Source organism: Bradyrhizobium sp. SZCCHNRI3043, assembly GCF_032377735.1.
Lineage (GTDB): Bacteria > Pseudomonadota > Alphaproteobacteria > Rhizobiales > Xanthobacteraceae > Bradyrhizobium.
On sequence record NZ_JAUHID010000012.1, the window covers coordinates 13,470 to 29,987 of the forward strand.

Below are 16,518 nucleotides of genomic sequence, written 5' to 3' on the forward strand. Positions count from 1 at the left end.
GGCTCGAGACCACGTGGAGCGGAGGACGTCATGGGTTCACTTGGACAGCATCTGGCGATCGACAGTGCGGGCGTGATGCCCGTGCCGTCGACCGTGGAGCAGGTCGCGGCGATCGCGCGCAACGAGCTTGCGCCGCTGGCCAGCGGAATCGACGCCGGAACGGTGTATCCGGCTGACGTTCTCCGCCGCTTCGGCGAGGTCGGTGCGTGGAGCAGCCACGTGCCTGAGAGCGGCAAGGCCGATCTCAACTGCGCCATCGATTCGATCTCGGCGATCGGCGAGGTCTGCGGCGCTTCCGCCTTCATGGCGTGGTGCCAGAACACGCTGGTCTGGTACATCGCCAATTCGGACAACAGGGCGCTCAAGAAGCGTCTGCTCGACGATGCCGCGAGCGGCAGGCTGCTCGGCGGCACCGGCCTTTCCAATCCGATGAAGAGCTTCTTCGGCATCGAGAAGCTCAAGCTGAAGGGCCGGAAGGTGGAGGGCGGCTACGTCGTGCGCGGCGTGCTGCCCTGGGTCTCGAACCTCGGGCCGGACCACATGTTCGGCACGATCTTCGAGCGCGAGGATGCGCCCGGCGAGATCGTGATGTTCATCGTCGACTGTTCGGACCCGGCGGTGACGCTGCAGCCGTGCCAGCAGTTCCTCGCAATGGACGGCACCGGCACCTACGGCATCCAGCTCCGCGACCTGTTCGTGCCGGACGAACTGATTCTGGCAGATCCCGCTGGCCCCTTCGTGAAGAAGATCCGTGCCGGCTTCATTCTTCTGCAGGCCGGCATGGCGCTCGGCCTGATCAGGGACTGCATCAAGATCATGCAGGAGGTCGAGGCGCCGCTCGGCCACGTCAACCGCTATCTGCCGCAGCAGCCGGTCGACTTCAGCGCGCTCGCCGATGAGCTCGCACGGGAGACCATGATCCTCGCCGGCGATCCGTTCAACACGGACGAGACCACCTGGCGCAAGGTCGTCGCGCTGCGCCTCCGGGCCGGGGAGGCCAGCGTGGCTGCGGCTCACGCCGCGATGCTCCATTGCGGAGCGCGCGGCTACATCAAGGGCAATCGCGCCGAACGTCGCCTGCGCGAGGCCTATTTCGTCGCGATCGTCACCCCCGCGACCAAGCAGCTCCGCAAGATGCTCGCCGACGGCTGACGCCGGCGAGAACGGCAAACCAACAAAGTTTAGACCAGGAGAGGCCTGCCATGACGGACGTTCTGATTACTGCCGGCGAACTCGCTGACTTCATCAAGAAAGAACCGTGTGTCGTCATCGACACCCGCAATCCGGATGCCTATGGCGCGGGACATCTTCCCGGCGCGGTCAACGTGCATGAGATCTTCACCTATCTCGCGACGTCGACGCCGGAAGGCATCGAGGAGCTGAAGGCGAAGTTCGCCGACGCGTTCGGCGCCGCCGGCCTGTCGGGAGCCGAGACCGCCGTCGTCTACGAGCAGTCGATGAACTCCGGCTTCGGCCAGTCGTGCCGCGGCTACTTCCTGCTGACGATGCTGGGCTATCCCAAGATCAAGGTGTTGCATGGCGGCTACGATGCCTGGGTTGCCGCAGGCATGGCCGTGACCACCGATGCGCCGTCGCCGACCAAGGCCTCGTTCTCCATCGTGCCGGAGGCGGGCAGCATCCTGATCGATGCCAAGGCCATGCTCGCGGCCGTCGGCAATCCGGGAATCGCGATCCTCGACGTCCGCGACGTCGACGAGTGGATCGGCGACTCGTCCTCGCCCTACGGCAAGGATTTCTGCCCGCGCAAGGGGCGCATCCCCGGCGCCGTCTGGCTCGAATGGTACCGCATGATGAAGCCGACCGCCGAAGGTCCGCGCTTCAAGTCGAAGGACGAGATCCTCGCCGAATGCGCCACCGTCGGCATCACCCAGGACACGCCGGTCTATCTCTACTGCTTCAAGGGCGCGCGTGCGTCGAACACCTTTCTGGCGCTGAAGAACGCGGGGGTGAAGGATGTGCGGATGTACTTCGGCTCGTGGAACGAGTGGTCGCGCGACCCGTCGCTGCCGATCGAGGAAGGTCTGCCGATGCCGGCGATGACCAGCAAGGCGGCATAGAAGCTGCATGTTATGCACGTCCGGCCGCTGAAAAATGCGGCCGGATGAGCAGTTCGAAGGCGCAGTCAGCGCAGGTGTGACAAAGGGGCGCAGCACATGTCGATTTTCGATGATCCGTTCGATGCCGAGGCCAGCGTGAATGCCGGTTGTATCTGCGGCCAGCATCGCAGTCCGGCCGAACACGAGCACGCCGTGCGGGCGCTGCGCTGCGAGCCCGTGACGGACTCCACCGAGAAGCGTTACGAGAACGTGGTCGCGTCAGCCGTGCTGCGCGCGGTGTTTCCGGAAGCAGCCACCCGTCGCGCGTTCCTGAAGTCGGTGGGCGCGGCCACCGCGCTCGCCGCGGTCTCACAATTCTTTCCGCTGAAGACGGCGACCGAAGCCTTTGCCGAAGCGGGCGCGCCCGAGAAGAAGGATCTCAAGGTCGGCTTCATCCCGATCACCTGCGCGACGCCGATCATCATGGCCGCGCCGCTCGGCTTTTATTCCAAGGCCGGCCTGAACGTCGAGGTCGTGAAGACGGCGGGCTGGGCCGTCATCCGTGACAAGACCATCAACAAGGAATACGACGCCTCGCACATGCTGGCACCGATGCCGATCGCGATCTCGCTCGGACTCGGCGCGCAGCCGATCCCGTTTACCGTGCCCGCGATCGAGAACATCAACGGGCAGGGCATCGTGCTTGCGATGAAGCACAAGGACAAGCGCGACCCGAAGGACTGGAAGGGCATGAAGTTCGCCATTCCGTTCGACTATTCGATGCACAATTATCTCTTGCGCTATTATCTCGCCGAGCACGGCCTCGATCCCGACACCGACGTGCAACTGCGCTCGGTGCCGCCGCCGGAGATGGTCGCGAACCTGCGCGCCGACAACATCGACGGCTTCCTCGCGCCGGACAACATCTGCCAGCGTGCGATCTTTGACGGCGTCGGCTTCCTGCATATTCTCTCGAAGGAGATCTGGGACGGTCACCCCTGCTGCAGCTTCGCGGCGAGCCGCGAGTTCATCACGGCCGCGCCGAACAGCTTCGCCGCGCTGACCCGCGCCATCGTCGATGCCACCGCCTATGCGTCGAAGGCCGAGAACCGGAAGCAGATCGCCGAGGCGATCGCGCCGGCCAATTACATCAATGCGCCGGTGACGGTGCTGGAGCAGGTGCTGACCGGCACCTATGCCGACGGCCTCGGCGGGGTGAAGACCGATCCGAAGCGCGTCGATTTCGATCCGTTCCCGTGGCAGTCCTTTGCGGTGTGGATGCTGACCCAGATGAAGCGCTGGGGCCAGATCAAGGGCGATGTCGACTACAAGGCGGTCGCCGAGCAGATCTATCTTGCCACCGACACCCGTAAGGTCATGACCGACATGGGGCTCTCGCCGCCAAAGGACTCCTACAAATCGTTCTCGGTGATGGGCAAGCCGTTCGACCCGACCAAGCCGAACGACTACGTCGCCAGCTTCAAGATCAAGAAGGCGTCGTGATGGGGGCGACGAGGGCGACGCTGCCGACCCCACCCATGGTGATGAACACGCCGCCAACCACACTACCGGTGTCGTCCCCGCGAACGCGGGGACCCATACGCCGTGACCTGTCTTGGGGCAGGGGCGGTAGCGACAATCGTTTCCACCAACTGCCGACGGTGGTTATGGGTCCCTGCGTTCGCAGGGACGACAGCGTGGGTGGAGCGACGTCATGACCGCCTCACTCCGCCTGCGCGCCGCCGTCGTCTCGATCTTTCTGCTCGCCGTCTTCCTCGGCGCCTGGCATATCGCCACCCGCAGCACGGGCACGGCTGCCAACATGAGCCCCGAATACGCCAAGCTGATGGGCATGACAGCGACGCAAGGCAAGTCGGCGATGCCCGGGCCGCTCGATGTCGGCGCCAAGCTGTGGGAGCATCTGCGGCGGCCGTTCTACGACAACGGTCCGAACGACAAGGGGCTCGGCATCCAGCTCGCCTTCTCGCTCGGGCGGGTCATGCTCGGCTACCTGATCGCGGTCGCGGTCGCGATCCCGCTCGGCTTCCTGATCGGCATGTCGCCCTTGATGAGCAAGGCGCTCGATCCGTTCATCCAGATCCTCAAGCCGATCTCGCCGCTCGCCTGGATGCCGCTGGCGCTCTACACCATCAAGGATTCCAGCCTGTCGGCGATCTTCGTGATCTTCATCTGCTCGGTGTGGCCGATGCTGATCAACACCGCCTTCGGCGTCGCCAGCGTCCGCAAGGAGTGGATCAACGTCGCCCGTACCCTCGAGGTCGGGAATTTCCGCCGCGCCTTCACCGTCATCCTGCCAGCGGCGGCGCCGACCATCCTGACGGGCATGCGGATCTCGATCGGCATCGCCTGGCTCGTGATCGTCGCCGCCGAGATGCTCGTCGGCGGCACCGGCATCGGCTACTTCGTCTGGAACGAGTGGAACAATCTGTCGATCACGAACGTGATCATCGCGATCCTGCTGATCGGTCTCGTCGGCATGGTGCTGGATCAGATCCTGGCCCGCGTGTCGCGGCTCGTGACGTTTCCGGAGTAGGGCATGATCAGGCGAACTGCTGCAAGGTGCGCAACTCCGTTCCCCTCCCCCTTGCGGGGAGGGGTTAGGGGTGGGGGTGCCTCACGCGCGAGTCTTCGTGGGGGACCCCCCTCCCTGACCCTCCCCCACAAGGGGGGAGGGAACGGAAAGACCTTCCTATGACCGACAAGTTCATCTCCATCGAAGGGATCGCCAAGCGCTATGATGGGGCGCGCAGCACGACGATCTTCGAGAACCTGTGGCTGGCGATGGCGCGCGGCGAGTTCGTCTGCGTGATCGGCCATTCCGGCTGCGGCAAGACCACGGTGCTGAATGTTCTTGCCGGCCTCGACGTGCCGAGCGAGGGCGCCGTCATCGTCGACGGCCAGGCGATCGAGGGGCCGAGCCTCGACCGCGCCGTCATCTTCCAGAGCCACGCGCTGCTGCCATGGCGGACGGTGCTCGGCAATGTCGCCTATGCGGTCTCGTCGAAGTGGCGCAAATGGGACCGTGCCAAGGTCAAGGCGCATGCGCTGAAATATATCGAGCTCGTCGGCCTCGCCGGCTCGGAGCACAAGCGGCCGTCGGAGCTGTCCGGCGGCATGAAGCAGCGCGTCGGCATTGCCCGCGCGCTGTCGATCACGCCGAAGATCATGCTGATGGACGAGCCGTTCTCAGCGCTCGATGCGCTGACGCGCGGCACGCTGCAGGACGAGGTGCGGCGCATCTGCGTCGAGACCGGCCAGACCGTGTTCATGATCACCCACGATGTCGATGAGGCGATCTATCTCGCCGACAAGATCGTGCTGATGACCAACGGGCCGGGCGCGGTGCTGGCGGAGATCGTCGAGAACCCGCTGCCGAAGGACCGGCTGCGCGGCGACCTGCACCGCCATCCGCTGTACTACGCGCTGCGCAACCACATCATCGACTTCCTAGTCAGCCGCAGCAAGACCTTCACCGCCGAGACGCCCGATTACGACCCGCGCAAGGTGCCGGTGGTGAAGATCGGGCGCAGCGAGCCGACGATCGTCGCGTCCAACCCGGTCGAGAACGACGCGCCGCAGGCGATCGCCCGCTGACGCCCCGCCGGAAGAAACCCATCAACGAAGACTCTCAAGGGAGACCAAGCATGAAGCGATCCGACCTCACCGAGAAGCTGCTCGATATCAAGCGCGAGAAGGGCTGGAGCTGGAAGTACATCTGCGAGACGATCGGCGGCTATTCCGAGGTGCTGATCGTCGGCGCCATCCTCGGCCAGATGAAGCTGACCAAGCCGCAGGCCGCCAATGCGGGCGAGCTGTTCGGCCTGTCGAAGTCCGAGATCGCGATGCTGAACGAGACGCCGATGCGCGGCGAGGGCGTGCAGATGCCGCCGACCGATCCGCTGATCTACCGCTTCTACGAGCTCGTGATGATCAACGGCCCGGCCTGGAAGGAGCTGATCCAGGAGGAATTCGGCGACGGCATCATGTCGGCGATCGATTTCGACATGGTGATGGAGCGCCTGCCCAATGCCAAGGGCGACCGCGTCAAGATCACGATGTCGGGCAAGTTCCTGCCGTACAAATATTACGGCGCCAGCGGCAACGTGCCGGAATATGGATTTAAAGAGGAATAGCGAGCAGGGAATAGCGAGTAGCGAATAGAACGACATCCTATTTGCTGCTCGCCATTCACTCTGGTGTCAGATATGTCTATCCGCGATTGGCCAGATCGCGCGGAGACTGCGCTTGAGCGTCATCCAGACCACGTTCCTGTTCTCCTATGGCACGCTTCAGCTCGAAAGCGTTCAATTGAAGTCTTTCGGCCGACGTCTCGTCGGGCGTGCCGATTCGATGCCGGGCTTCAGAAAGAGCTTCATTGAGATCACGGACCCGGATGTGCTCGCCAGCAGTGGAGAGCAGTTTCACCCTATCGTCGTGCCGAGCGACGATCCTGACGATGCCGTCGACGGAACGGTGTTTGAAATCACGGCAGCCGAACTGCACGCAGCCGACCAGTACGAGGTGGCCGATTACAAGCGGGTAGATGTGGTGCTGCGCTCCGGCACTCGCGCGTGGGTGTACGTCAAAGCAGGCGAGTAGCGAAGAGGGGACGGACATCCCCATTCGCTACTCCCAAGCCGCTATTGGCCTCGCACTATCCCGCCTTGATCTGGGCGACCGCGGTCGCCAGCAGCTCGCTCATCTTGGCGCGGACCTCGGCCTCGGTAACGGAAGCGCCCTTGGCGGTGAGGTCGCCCAGCACCTTGCGCAGCACGTCGGCATCGCCCGCTTCCTCGAAATCGGCCGCGACGACCTCCTTTGCGTAGGCGTCGGCGTCAGCGCCGGACTTGCCGAGCTTTTCGGCTGCCCACAGGCCGAGCAGCTTGTTGCGGCGGGCTTCTGCCTTGAACTTCAATTCCTCGTCATGGGCGAATTGCTTCTCGAAGGCGTCCTCGCGCTTGTCGAACGTGGTCATGGTCGGAACTTCCAGTGTTGCCGAAGAGGGTTAACCGCGCAGGCGGTTGCGGGGCGGTGGCCGCACGCCTAAATAATTGGAACATCTTGCCAATACAACGGGTACGAGGCCGCAGGGAAGGGCGGTAAAACTCCGCTCCCGAGGCCCGGATCGATTGTGCTCGGGACACCAATGAGATAGGTTTCCCACAGGCCCGGTTCTCGTTCTGTTTCCTTAACATCCGGGCCCTCGCGGCAGCTCCGTCGTGGTCCTGTCCAAAGTCATCCGGAGCCCACCATTTCATGGATTTCAACAAAACACGGTACATCCCAATGAGCCGTCGGCGTCGCATTTATGAAGGCAAGGCCAAGGTCCTGTACGAAGGCCCCGAGCCGGGCACCCTGATCCAGCACTTCAAGGACGACGCCACCGCCTTCAATGCCAAGAAGCACCAGGTGATCGAAGGCAAGGGCGTCCTCAACAACCGCATCTCGGAGTACCTGTTTCAGCACCTCAACGACATCGGGGTACCGACTCACTTCATCCGCCGGCTCAACATGCGCGAACAGTTGATTCGCGAGGTCGAGATCGTGCCGCTCGAGGTCGTCGTTCGAAATGTGGCGGCGGGCTCGCTGTCGCAGCGCCTCGGCATCGAGGAAGGCACCCAGCTGCCGCGTTCGATCATCGAATTCTATTACAAGAACGACCAGCTCAACGACCCCATGGTGTCGGAGGAGCACATCACCGCGTTCGGCTGGGCGACCCCCCAGGAGATCGACGACATCATGGCGCTCGCCATCCGCGTCAACGACTTCCTGACCGGGCTCTTCCTCGGCATCGGCATCCGCCTCGTCGACTTCAAGATGGAGTGCGGCCGGCTGTTCGAGAACGAGATGATGCGGATCATCGTCGCCGACGAGATTTCCCCCGATTCCTGCCGGCTGTGGGACATCAAGTCGAACGAGAAGCTCGACAAGGACCGCTTCCGCCGCGATCTTGGCGGCCTTCTGGAGGCCTATACCGAGGTCGCCAAGCGGCTCGGCATCCTGATGGAGAACGAGCGTCCGGTGGGCTCCGGTCCGGTTCTCGTCAAGAGCTAAAAGGGAACAAGACGTGAAAGCGCGTGTCACGGTGACGCTGAAATCCGGCATCCTCGATCCGCAGGGCAAGGCGATCGAGGGCGCCCTCAAATCGCTCGGCGTCGACGGCGTCGCGAGCGTGCGCCAGGGCAAGGTGTTCGACATCGAGCTCGAAGGCGCCGACAAGGCCAAGGCGGAGGCCGCCCTGAAGGCGGCCGCCGACAAGCTGCTCGCCAACACGGTGATCGAGAATTACCGGGTGGAGCTGCTGGGATAGGGCAATGGCCGTGACCGAGCGCGAGATCTACGAGCGACTGCTGGAGATCTCGCGTGATCTGGTCCTTGTCGAACATTCGGTCGATGAGCTCCTTGCCGGCGTGCGAGCGTTGAATTTGGAGTTCTCGTCAGACTCAAACACTCTCGCGTGGCCGCGAGGGAGCGATCCTCGAGCAAGCACGTAAGATCATGAAATCCGCCGTTCTCGTCTTCCCCGGCATCAATCGCGAGCGCGACATGGCGCGCGCGCTGCGCATGATCTCCGGCCATGAGCCGGCGATGGTATGGCACGCCGAGACGGCGCTGCCGAAGGGCACCGATCTCGTCGTCGTTCCCGGCGGCTTCTCCTATGGCGACTATCTGCGCTGTGGCGCGATCGCGGCCAGGGCACCTGTCATGGACGCGGTGCGCGACCACGCCGCCAAAGGCGGTCTTGTGCTCGGCGTCTGCAACGGCTTCCAGATCCTGTGCGAATCCGGCCTGCTGCCGGGCGTGCTGATGCGCAACGACAAGCTGAAGTTCATCTGCAAGGACGTGCATCTGCGGGTCGAGCGCTCCGACTCGCCGTTCACGCGCGGCTACAATGCCGGCCAGGTGATCCGCGTGCCGGTCGCCCATGGCGAGGGCAACTATGCAGCCGACGAGGAGACCCTGAAGCGCCTCAATGGCGATGGCCGCGTGCTCTATCGCTACTGCTCGGCCGATGGCGAGGTCGGCGACATCAGCAACATCAACGGTGCTGCGCATTCCATCGCCGGCATCGTCAACGAGAACGGGAATGTGCTCGGCATGATGCCGCATCCCGAGAATCACGTCGAGGACATCATGGGCTGCACCGACGGTCGTGGCCTGTTTGCCGGTCTCGTCGCCCATCTCGATCGCGCGGCCTGAAGGCCGTTCATCGAAATCGTTCCGTAGCTTTTTTCTCGCGCCGCCCGGCAACACCGGGCGGCTGTTTGCGTTGTCCGCCCGATTCCATGGGGCATGAACCAAGGAGGTTCTTATATGACGACGAAACATTGGCTGGGAACTGCCGCCATCATTCTCGCGATCGGCGCGGGTGCGAATGCCGCGTCAGCGCAATCGGAAATGAAGCACGAGGGTGGCCCGGCGGCGGCCTCGCCGCGCGAGGCGGCCCGTCCGGGCGCGGAGTCGAAGGGCGGCGGCGCTGCCGCGGCGGAACGCGCCGGGTCCGATGCGAAGCAGAGCGCGCAGGATCTGCGCCGCAGCGAACCTTCGTCCTCGACCGGGCGCGAGCAGGCGCAGGAGCGAGCCTCGGAGCGCTCGGCGCATGAGACCAAGCAGGGCGCTGACAGCAAGGCTGAGCGCGGGCCGGCCTCGGCGCAGCGCGACCACGATGCCAAGGACAGCGCCGAGACCAGGTCCCAGGCTGACAGCAAGCAGTCTGACAGCAAGGGCAAGGCCGAGTCGAAGCAACAGCAGGGACGCGCCGACGAACCGCGCAAGGGCGAGGATCGCGCGGCCGAGAGCAAGTCGGGTGCAACCGACCGCAAGTCCGACCGCGAGGCCGATCGCAGCGGCATCGACAAGAGCCGGCAGAGCCAGGACGAGCGCAAGGCCGGCACGTCGGACCAGGCGGCCGACAAGCAGACCGACCGCAGCAGGCAGCCCAATCAGCCGGGCGCAACGGACAGCAAGAGCACGACCGCGCAGCAGAACCAGCAGACCGGTCCGGCCGGCGCCACCGCGGGCAAGCCGGATGCGACCGGGCAGGCCAGCAACCAGACCCAGACCAACAGCACCCGCTCGAGCACGCAGGTTTCGGTCAACGAGCAGCAGAAGACCCGCGTGGTCGACCAGCTCAAGCGTGATCACGACTTCGACCGTGCCCGCACCGATATCGACATCCGCATCAATGTCGGCGAGCGCCTGCCGGAGCGCGTGCGGCCGCGTCCGCTGCCGTCGGACATCGTCACCATCGTTCCGCAATATCGCGGCTACGAGTATACGGTTGTGCATGACGAGATCGCCATCATCGATCCGCGCAGCCGCGAGATCGTCGACGTGATCCCGCAAAACGGCATGCGCGCCGATCTCGGCTATGACCGCGGTGGCTACGGCGTAAGCTCGACCCGCATCGTGCTGTCGGACGATCAGCGCCAGATCCTGCGCCGCGCCGCCACCGAGACGGGCACGGTGGGCTCGACGACATCGCCATCGACCTCGTCCGGACCGAGCTGCCTGAGCCTGCGCCGCGTGCCCGATGAGCTCGCGCGCAGCAATCCGGAACTCGCCAACTACCAGTATCTGGCGATCGGCGAGCAGGTCGTGCTGGTTGACCCCCGCGATCAGAAGGTGGTGCAGGTCATCGACCAGCAGCAATAACGGCGCGGCGATACGACGGCGGCTCGAGGGCGGGAGCGCGACGCGCTTCCGCCCTTTTTGCGCGACAGGATCGCCTTCCGTACGGCGATTGAACAAGCCTTGCTCTGCTGTTTGAACCGGCCGTTGTCCCGATGCGTCCAACCGGCATCGTCAATTGAGCCGGCGGATGCGGGATTGTCGGCCGCGCTCGGCCACGCTATCAACGTCGGCGTGTAGGGATTGGCCGTGGGGACCGTCGTGCCGGTTGCACTCGTCATTATACTTCTTCAGATCTCGCTGATCTACCACGCCTCGCGTACCGGGCGGATGCAGCCCTGGGCGTTCATCATTTTGCTGGTCCCCTTGATCGGCGCGCTCGCCTACATCGTGGTCGAGCTGGTGCCGGAATGGCTGGGCAGCCACGACGTCCAGAAGGCGCGCAAGCGCGTCGCCAACAAGCTCGACCCGGAGAAGTACTACCGCGAGTTGTCCGATCGTGTCGCGATCACGGACACGATCGCCAACCGCGCGGCGCTGGCCGAGGAATGCGTCGCCGTCGGACGCTATGACGAGGCGGAGCAGCATTACGATCACATCCTGAGCCTGCCGATGGGCCACGAGCCGCTGTTCGCGCTCGGCAAGGCCAAGGCGCAGTTCGCGCGCCGCCGCCCCGCGGATGCGCTGGCGACGCTCGACGAGCTGCAGAAGGCCTGGCCGGACTACAATTCGGCCGAGGCGCATCTGCTCTATGCGCGGGCTTTGCAGGAAGCCGGCCGCACCGACGAGGCAATCGAGGAGTACCAGGCGCTGCTGGACTATGCACCGGGCAGCGAGGCGAAGGTCCGCTACGGCACGCTGCTCAAGCTGGTCGGCCGGATCGATGAGGCCAAGGTCGTGTTCACCGAGCTGCTGATCCAGATGAAGCGCGCGCCACGACATGTGCGCAAGGCGCAGGCCGAGTGGATCGCCCTCGCCGAGAAGCAGCTCGCGGGGTGACGCCGGAAGCCCGGGTGAGCGAAGCGATATCCGGGTTCACGGACAGCGCGCGTGAGACCCCGGATATCGCTGCGCTCATCCGGGCTACGACATCATCCGCTACGGCGAGTTCGCCGCCTCCGGCGTCCGCCGCTTGACCCGCTTGATGGTCCCAGAGAACGAGAACAGCGGCCTCGGGCCGGAATGCAGCATGCCGCGCAGGAAGATCAGCGAGGCGCCGGCGCGGGTGACCTCGCCGGTGGCCTCGATCAACTCACCCTCGCGCGCCGCGTCGAGGAATTCGCTCGAGAACGAGACCGTGACACCCGGGCCCTGCATGATCGGCGCGGCGAAGGCGAACAGGCAGTAGTCGGCGAAGGTCATCAGGCAGCCGCCATGGACGTTGCCGCCGCCGTTGAGGTGCTTCTTCTCGACCCGGAAGGCGCAGCGGATCGAGCCATCGTCCTCCATCCGGTGCCAGAATGGCCCGGTGTGGGATTCGTAGCTGTCGCGCATCCAGGTCCGCCAGCCGGCGAACTCGCCGTCGGTCGCGATGTGGATGCCAGGACGGTTCTCGAAGGCGGAACGGGACAGGTCGTGCACGTGTCAGGGCCTTTAACTGTTGATTTACCGTCTTAAATCCGATTGGTCGCCAATCTGCAAATATCCCTTCTGGCGGTCCGGGCCAAAGCTCTGGACAGGGCGGAATAGGGCCGTAAAAGGCCTTTTCCCGCCCTGGCGATCTTTCTATGAAGCAGGCTTCAAGGGACCAGCGGCCCACGGGCAAAGGCATTTCTCCATGCGCAATGAACCGCAGATCACCCCCGAGCTCGTCGCCGCCCACGGGCTGAAGCCCGATGAATATGAGCGCATCCTGAAGCTGATCGGGCGGGTGCCGACCTTCACCGAGCTCGGCATCTTCTCGGCGATGTGGAACGAGCACTGCTCGTACAAGTCGTCGCGCATCCATCTGCGGGGACTGCCGACCAAGGCGCCCTGGGTGATCCAAGGCCCCGGCGAGAATGCCGGCGTGATCGACATCGGCGACGGCCAGGCGGTCGTGTTCAAGATGGAGAGCCACAACCACCCGAGCTACATCGAGCCGTACCAGGGTGCGACCACCGGCGTCGGCGGCATCCTGCGCGACGTGTTCACGATGGGCGCGCGCCCGATCGCCTGCCTGAACGCGCTGTCGTTCGGCGCGCCGGAGCATCCCAAGACCCGGCATCTGGTGTCCGGGGTGGTGGCCGGTATCGGCGGCTATGGCAACTCGTTTGGCGTTCCGACGGTCGGCGGCCAGACCCGCTTCCACACCCGCTATGACGGCAACATCCTGGTCAACGCCATGGCGGTCGGCCTCGCCGACGCCGACAAGATCTTCTATGCGGCGGCCTCCGGCGTGAACATGCCGATCGTCTATCTCGGCTCCAAGACCGGCCGCGACGGCATTCATGGCGCCTCGATGGCCTCGGCCGAGTTCGACGATTCCTCGGAGGAGAAGCGCCCGACGGTGCAGGTCGGCGACCCCTTCGCCGAGAAGCTGCTGCTGGAGGCGTGCCTAGAGATCATGGCCGCGGACTGCGTGATTGCGATCCAGGACATGGGTGCGGCCGGCCTGACCTGCTCGGCGGTCGAGATGGGCGCCAAGGGCGACCTCGGCGTCGATCTCGATCTCGATGCCGTGCCGACCCGTGAGATCGGCATGAGCGCCTACGAGATGATGCTCTCCGAAAGCCAGGAGCGCATGCTCATGGTGCTGAAGCCGGAGAAGGAGAAGGAGGCGGAAGCGATCTTCCGCAAATGGGGGCTCGATTTCGCGGTGGTCGGCTACACCACGCCGAGCAAGCGGTTCGTGGTGAAGCATGGCGGCGACGTCATGGCCGACCTGCCGATCAAGGAGCTCGGTGACGAGGCGCCGCTGTACGACCGTCCGCATGTGGCCTCATCGGCGCTGCCGGTGATCCACGCCCGCGAGGTCAAGTCGCCGATGGACATCATCCCGGCGTTGGAGAAGCTCGTCGCAACGCCCGATCTGTGCTCCAAGCGCTGGATCTGGGAGCAGTACGACCATGTGATCCTCGGCAACACCGTGCAGCGCCCCGGCGGCGATGCCGCAGTGGTGCGCGTGCAGGATGGCCCGAAGGGGCTTGCGCTCACCGTCGACGTCACGCCGCGCTATTGCGAGGCCGACCCGTTCGAGGGTGGCAAGCAGGCCGTCGCGGAGGCCTGGCGCAACATCACCGCGGTCGGCGGCCGGCCGCTCGCCATCACCGACAATCTCAATTTCGGCAACCCGGAGCGGCCCGAGATCATGGGGCAGTTCGTCGGCTGTCTGAAAGGCATTTCGGAAGCCTGCCGCGCGCTCGACTTCCCCGTCGTCTCCGGAAACGTCTCGCTCTACAACGAGACCAATGGCCGCGCGATCCTGCCCACGCCGTCGATCGGAGGCGTCGGCCTGCTCGATGATTTCACCAAATCGGCGAGCATCGCGTTCAAGGCCGAGGGCGAGGCGATCCTGTTGATCGGCGAGACCCATGGCTGGCTCGGCCAGTCGGTCTACCTGCGCGACATCTGCGGCCGCGAGGAGGGCGCCCCGCCGCCGGTCGATCTCGCCGCCGAGAAGCGCATCGGCGATGTCGTCCGCGGCATGATCCATGCGGGCACGGCGACGGCCGCACACGATCTCTCCGACGGCGGCCTGCTGGTGGGGCTCGCCGAGATGGCGATGGCCTCCGGGATCGGCGCGCGGCTGCTGGCCGCGCCTGCGTCGATCGTGCCGCATGCGTATTGGTTCGGCGAGGACCAGGCGCGCTATCTCGTGACGGTGCCGGAGACCGAGGCTGGCCGCGTGCTTGCCAAGATGCGCGGTGCCGGCGTGTCGTGCACGCGCATCGGCACGACAGGCGGCACAGCGCTTGCCATCGCTGGCGAGGCGTCGGTCGAGGTCACTGCGCTCAAGACCCGCTTCGAGAGCTGGCTGCCCGGCTACATGGGCGGGGCCGCCTAACTCACCCCTGTCGTCCCGGACAAGCCACGACGGCGCAAGGCGCCGTCGCGGCGCCGATCCGGGACCCAGACTCCGCGGCCGCGGTTGTCACGCACGCTGGTCGTTGAGCTCTTTCAACAACGACGCCCTGTGGTTATGGGTCCCTGCTTTCGCAGGGACGACAGGGGAGTTTGCCGTGAGCGCCGCAGCCTTGCCCGGCGTCATTGCGAGCGAAGCGAAGCAATCCAGGATTCCATCGGCGGATGCAGTCTGGATTGCTTCGTCGCTTCGCTGCTCGCAATGACGGAGGAGACAGGATCGTCCTTACAACACGTTCTTCGCGCCCGGAATCTGCCGCAGCACCCACGTCGCACCCCAGCTCAGGAGCACGGTGGCGACGAAGGCGATCGTGGCCTTGGCAATGGCCGGCAGATTGAGGTCGAACAGCCAGTACTGGATCCACAGCACGATCGGATAGTGCACCAGGAACATGCCATAGGCATCGGCCTGCATGCGATCGAGCACGGAGAATTCCGAGCGGCGGTTGTTGAGGAAGTAGGACAGGATCGCGAACAGGATCGCGGCGCTGAAGATGACGAACAAGAAGCCGTAGGCCGCCTCGTACCACTGCGGCAACACGGGCGGATTGCCCAGCACCTGGCGCTTGATCGTGATCAGCACCCAGAGCAGCGCATAGGGCACGAGCGTGACCACGATCCAGGCCCCGAGCCCGCGCTGCGACATCTGCCCTTCTGCGGCCAGCAGGCCGCGTTCGAAATTGGCCGAGCCGATGCCAGCCCCGACGTAGAAATAGGCGGCGTAGAGCAAGACGCGGCTGGCCTGCACCGAGAGCGGTCCGGCCTCGAACCAGAAGGTCGGGCCGAAATAGAGCCGGGACGGGATGTAGAGCACGCCAGTGATCAGCAGGAAGACGAAGAAGAAGTCGCCCGGATGCTCGAAGGCGCGCTGCGATAGCCGGTTGATCGGATCCAGCAGGCGCGGCGAGACGCGGTACAGCAGGGCCGCCGAGGTGTCGAACGCCAGCAGCACCCAGATGAACCAGATCGGCCCGCTCGGCCATGGACCGACCGTGACGGTCTTCCACCAAAAGGCAGCGAAGGTGGCTTCGGGATTGGCGCGCAGCTCGATCGCGTAATAAGCAAACGGAATGACGGTCAGGGCCGCGATGGCGAAGGGCAGGCCAAGACGCAACAGCCGGTCGCGCAGGAATTGCAGCGTCGACTTGTGAGCAAGGCCCGACCACACGAACAGGCCCGACAGGAAGAAGAACATGGCCATGAAGAAGCTGTCGGTGGCCAGCACGATGGCATCGAAGCCGAGGAAGGACGTCGGATCGGTGTGCCCGAAATAGGTATAGGGAATCACGGCGTGGTGGAGCAGCACCACCAGCGTCAGGAATGTCCGGGCGTGATCGAGCGCGGCGTTGCGCGCCCGGGCGCGCGGGCGGGCCTGAAGCTCGACCTTTGCGGCCGCCGCCGATTGTGTAACCGATATGACCATATGCCCCCCAGCGTCGCTGCTGCCCGGCCCGTGCAGCGGATGTGACGTTCGCATCCCCTTCGCCGCGGGGCGTCACGCAAACGCCGTCCAAGGCAGCGCGAGCCGGAATGATTCAATGAGATCGTGTGACTGTCTGGCACCGTCATTCGCTGGAGACGCCCGCAAGCGAGCGAATGACGGCGCCGGACCACCAGATGTTGTCGTTGGTGCTGCAAATCAGCAAGTGCCGCGGTCCGCAAGCCGGTTTCTCACACCCTCTGCCGATTTCCGCTCCCGATATCCTTACGAACCGACGACCTACGAAGTTACGGGCGGGACTGCCGT

At 64.8% G+C, this 16,518-nt stretch carries 16 protein-coding genes; 13 read left to right on the top strand and 3 right to left on the bottom strand.

The window, feature by feature from the left end; translation table 11 throughout:
* Positions 1 to 30 precede the first annotated feature (30 nt).
* The 7 genes from QX124_RS21855 to QX124_RS21885 all read left to right on the top strand — a co-directional run bounded on the left by QX124_RS21855 (position 31) and on the right by QX124_RS21885 (position 6,677).
* On the top strand, positions 31 to 1,152 hold the full coding sequence (locus QX124_RS21855) for an acyl-CoA dehydrogenase family protein (RefSeq protein ID WP_315798242.1): 1,122 nt from the start codon (positions 31 to 33) through the stop codon (positions 1,150 to 1,152).
* A 50-nt stretch (positions 1,153 to 1,202) separates the two neighbouring features.
* Positions 1,203 to 2,078, top strand: a complete 876-nt coding sequence (locus QX124_RS21860) for a sulfurtransferase (protein ID WP_315798243.1) — start codon at positions 1,203 to 1,205, stop codon at positions 2,076 to 2,078.
* Between the two features lie 96 nt (positions 2,079 to 2,174).
* Entirely contained in the window at positions 2,175 to 3,560 is a 1,386-nt protein-coding gene (locus QX124_RS21865; RefSeq protein WP_315798244.1) for a CmpA/NrtA family ABC transporter substrate-binding protein, read from the top strand.
* A gap of 211 nt (positions 3,561 to 3,771) precedes the next feature.
* Positions 3,772 to 4,611: a nitrate ABC transporter permease gene (gene ntrB, locus QX124_RS21870; protein ID WP_315737347.1), complete on the top strand. Its 840-nt coding sequence runs from the start codon at positions 3,772 to 3,774 to the stop codon at positions 4,609 to 4,611.
* A gap of 158 nt (positions 4,612 to 4,769) precedes the next feature.
* Positions 4,770 to 5,672 (top strand): ABC transporter ATP-binding protein, encoded by a 903-nt coding sequence (locus QX124_RS21875; RefSeq protein WP_315737348.1) that lies wholly within the window; start codon positions 4,770 to 4,772, stop codon positions 5,670 to 5,672.
* A 50-nt stretch (positions 5,673 to 5,722) separates the two neighbouring features.
* Positions 5,723 to 6,211 (top strand): cyanase, encoded by a 489-nt coding sequence (gene cynS, locus QX124_RS21880; RefSeq protein ID WP_315779742.1) that lies wholly within the window; start codon positions 5,723 to 5,725, stop codon positions 6,209 to 6,211.
* A 112-nt stretch (positions 6,212 to 6,323) separates the two neighbouring features.
* Positions 6,324 to 6,677: a gamma-glutamylcyclotransferase family protein gene (locus tag QX124_RS21885; RefSeq protein WP_315798245.1), complete on the top strand. Its 354-nt coding sequence runs from the start codon at positions 6,324 to 6,326 to the stop codon at positions 6,675 to 6,677.
* A 55-nt stretch (positions 6,678 to 6,732) separates the two neighbouring features.
* On the opposite strand, the gene QX124_RS21890 is transcribed toward QX124_RS21885, so the two are convergent.
* Complete coding sequence (locus tag QX124_RS21890) at positions 6,733 to 7,053, bottom strand: DUF1476 domain-containing protein (RefSeq protein WP_315798246.1); 321 nt, start codon at positions 7,051 to 7,053, stop codon at positions 6,733 to 6,735.
* Positions 7,054 to 7,364: 311 nt separating this feature from the next.
* Here QX124_RS21890 and purC point away from each other — a divergent pair, with 311 nt between their 5' ends.
* The 5 genes from purC (at position 7,365) to QX124_RS21915 (ending at position 11,708) form a co-directional block, all read left to right on the top strand.
* Positions 7,365 to 8,132, top strand: a complete 768-nt coding sequence (gene purC / locus QX124_RS21895; RefSeq protein WP_208866972.1) for a phosphoribosylaminoimidazolesuccinocarboxamide synthase — start codon at positions 7,365 to 7,367, stop codon at positions 8,130 to 8,132.
* A 13-nt stretch (positions 8,133 to 8,145) separates the two neighbouring features.
* Positions 8,146 to 8,388: a phosphoribosylformylglycinamidine synthase subunit PurS gene (purS, locus tag QX124_RS21900; protein WP_315759032.1), complete on the top strand. Its 243-nt coding sequence runs from the start codon at positions 8,146 to 8,148 to the stop codon at positions 8,386 to 8,388.
* 188 nt (positions 8,389 to 8,576) lie between these two features.
* The gene (gene purQ / locus QX124_RS21905; RefSeq protein ID WP_315737352.1) at positions 8,577 to 9,278 is read left to right on the top strand and encodes a phosphoribosylformylglycinamidine synthase subunit PurQ; all 702 of its coding nucleotides are present in this window, start codon (positions 8,577 to 8,579) and stop codon (positions 9,276 to 9,278) included.
* A gap of 198 nt (positions 9,279 to 9,476) precedes the next feature.
* Complete coding sequence (locus QX124_RS21910) at positions 9,477 to 10,733, top strand: DUF1236 domain-containing protein (RefSeq protein ID WP_315798318.1); 1,257 nt, start codon at positions 9,477 to 9,479, stop codon at positions 10,731 to 10,733.
* Between the two features lie 237 nt (positions 10,734 to 10,970).
* On the top strand, positions 10,971 to 11,708 hold the full coding sequence (locus QX124_RS21915) for a tetratricopeptide repeat protein (protein ID WP_315737718.1): 738 nt from the start codon (positions 10,971 to 10,973) through the stop codon (positions 11,706 to 11,708).
* Positions 11,709 to 11,807: 99 nt separating this feature from the next.
* On the opposite strand, the gene QX124_RS21920 is transcribed toward QX124_RS21915, so the two are convergent.
* Complete coding sequence (locus QX124_RS21920) at positions 11,808 to 12,290, bottom strand: PaaI family thioesterase (protein WP_315759029.1); 483 nt, start codon at positions 12,288 to 12,290, stop codon at positions 11,808 to 11,810.
* Positions 12,291 to 12,486: 196 nt separating this feature from the next.
* Between QX124_RS21920 and purL the strand changes: the two genes are divergently transcribed.
* Positions 12,487 to 14,694, top strand: a complete 2,208-nt coding sequence (gene purL / locus QX124_RS21925) for a phosphoribosylformylglycinamidine synthase subunit PurL (RefSeq protein WP_315737354.1) — start codon at positions 12,487 to 12,489, stop codon at positions 14,692 to 14,694.
* A gap of 303 nt (positions 14,695 to 14,997) precedes the next feature.
* Here purL and QX124_RS21930 read toward each other — a convergent pair whose 3' ends face one another.
* Positions 14,998 to 16,194, bottom strand: a complete 1,197-nt coding sequence (locus QX124_RS21930) for an acyltransferase (RefSeq protein WP_315798247.1) — start codon at positions 16,192 to 16,194, stop codon at positions 14,998 to 15,000.
* Between the last annotated feature and the right edge of the window lie 324 nt (positions 16,195 to 16,518).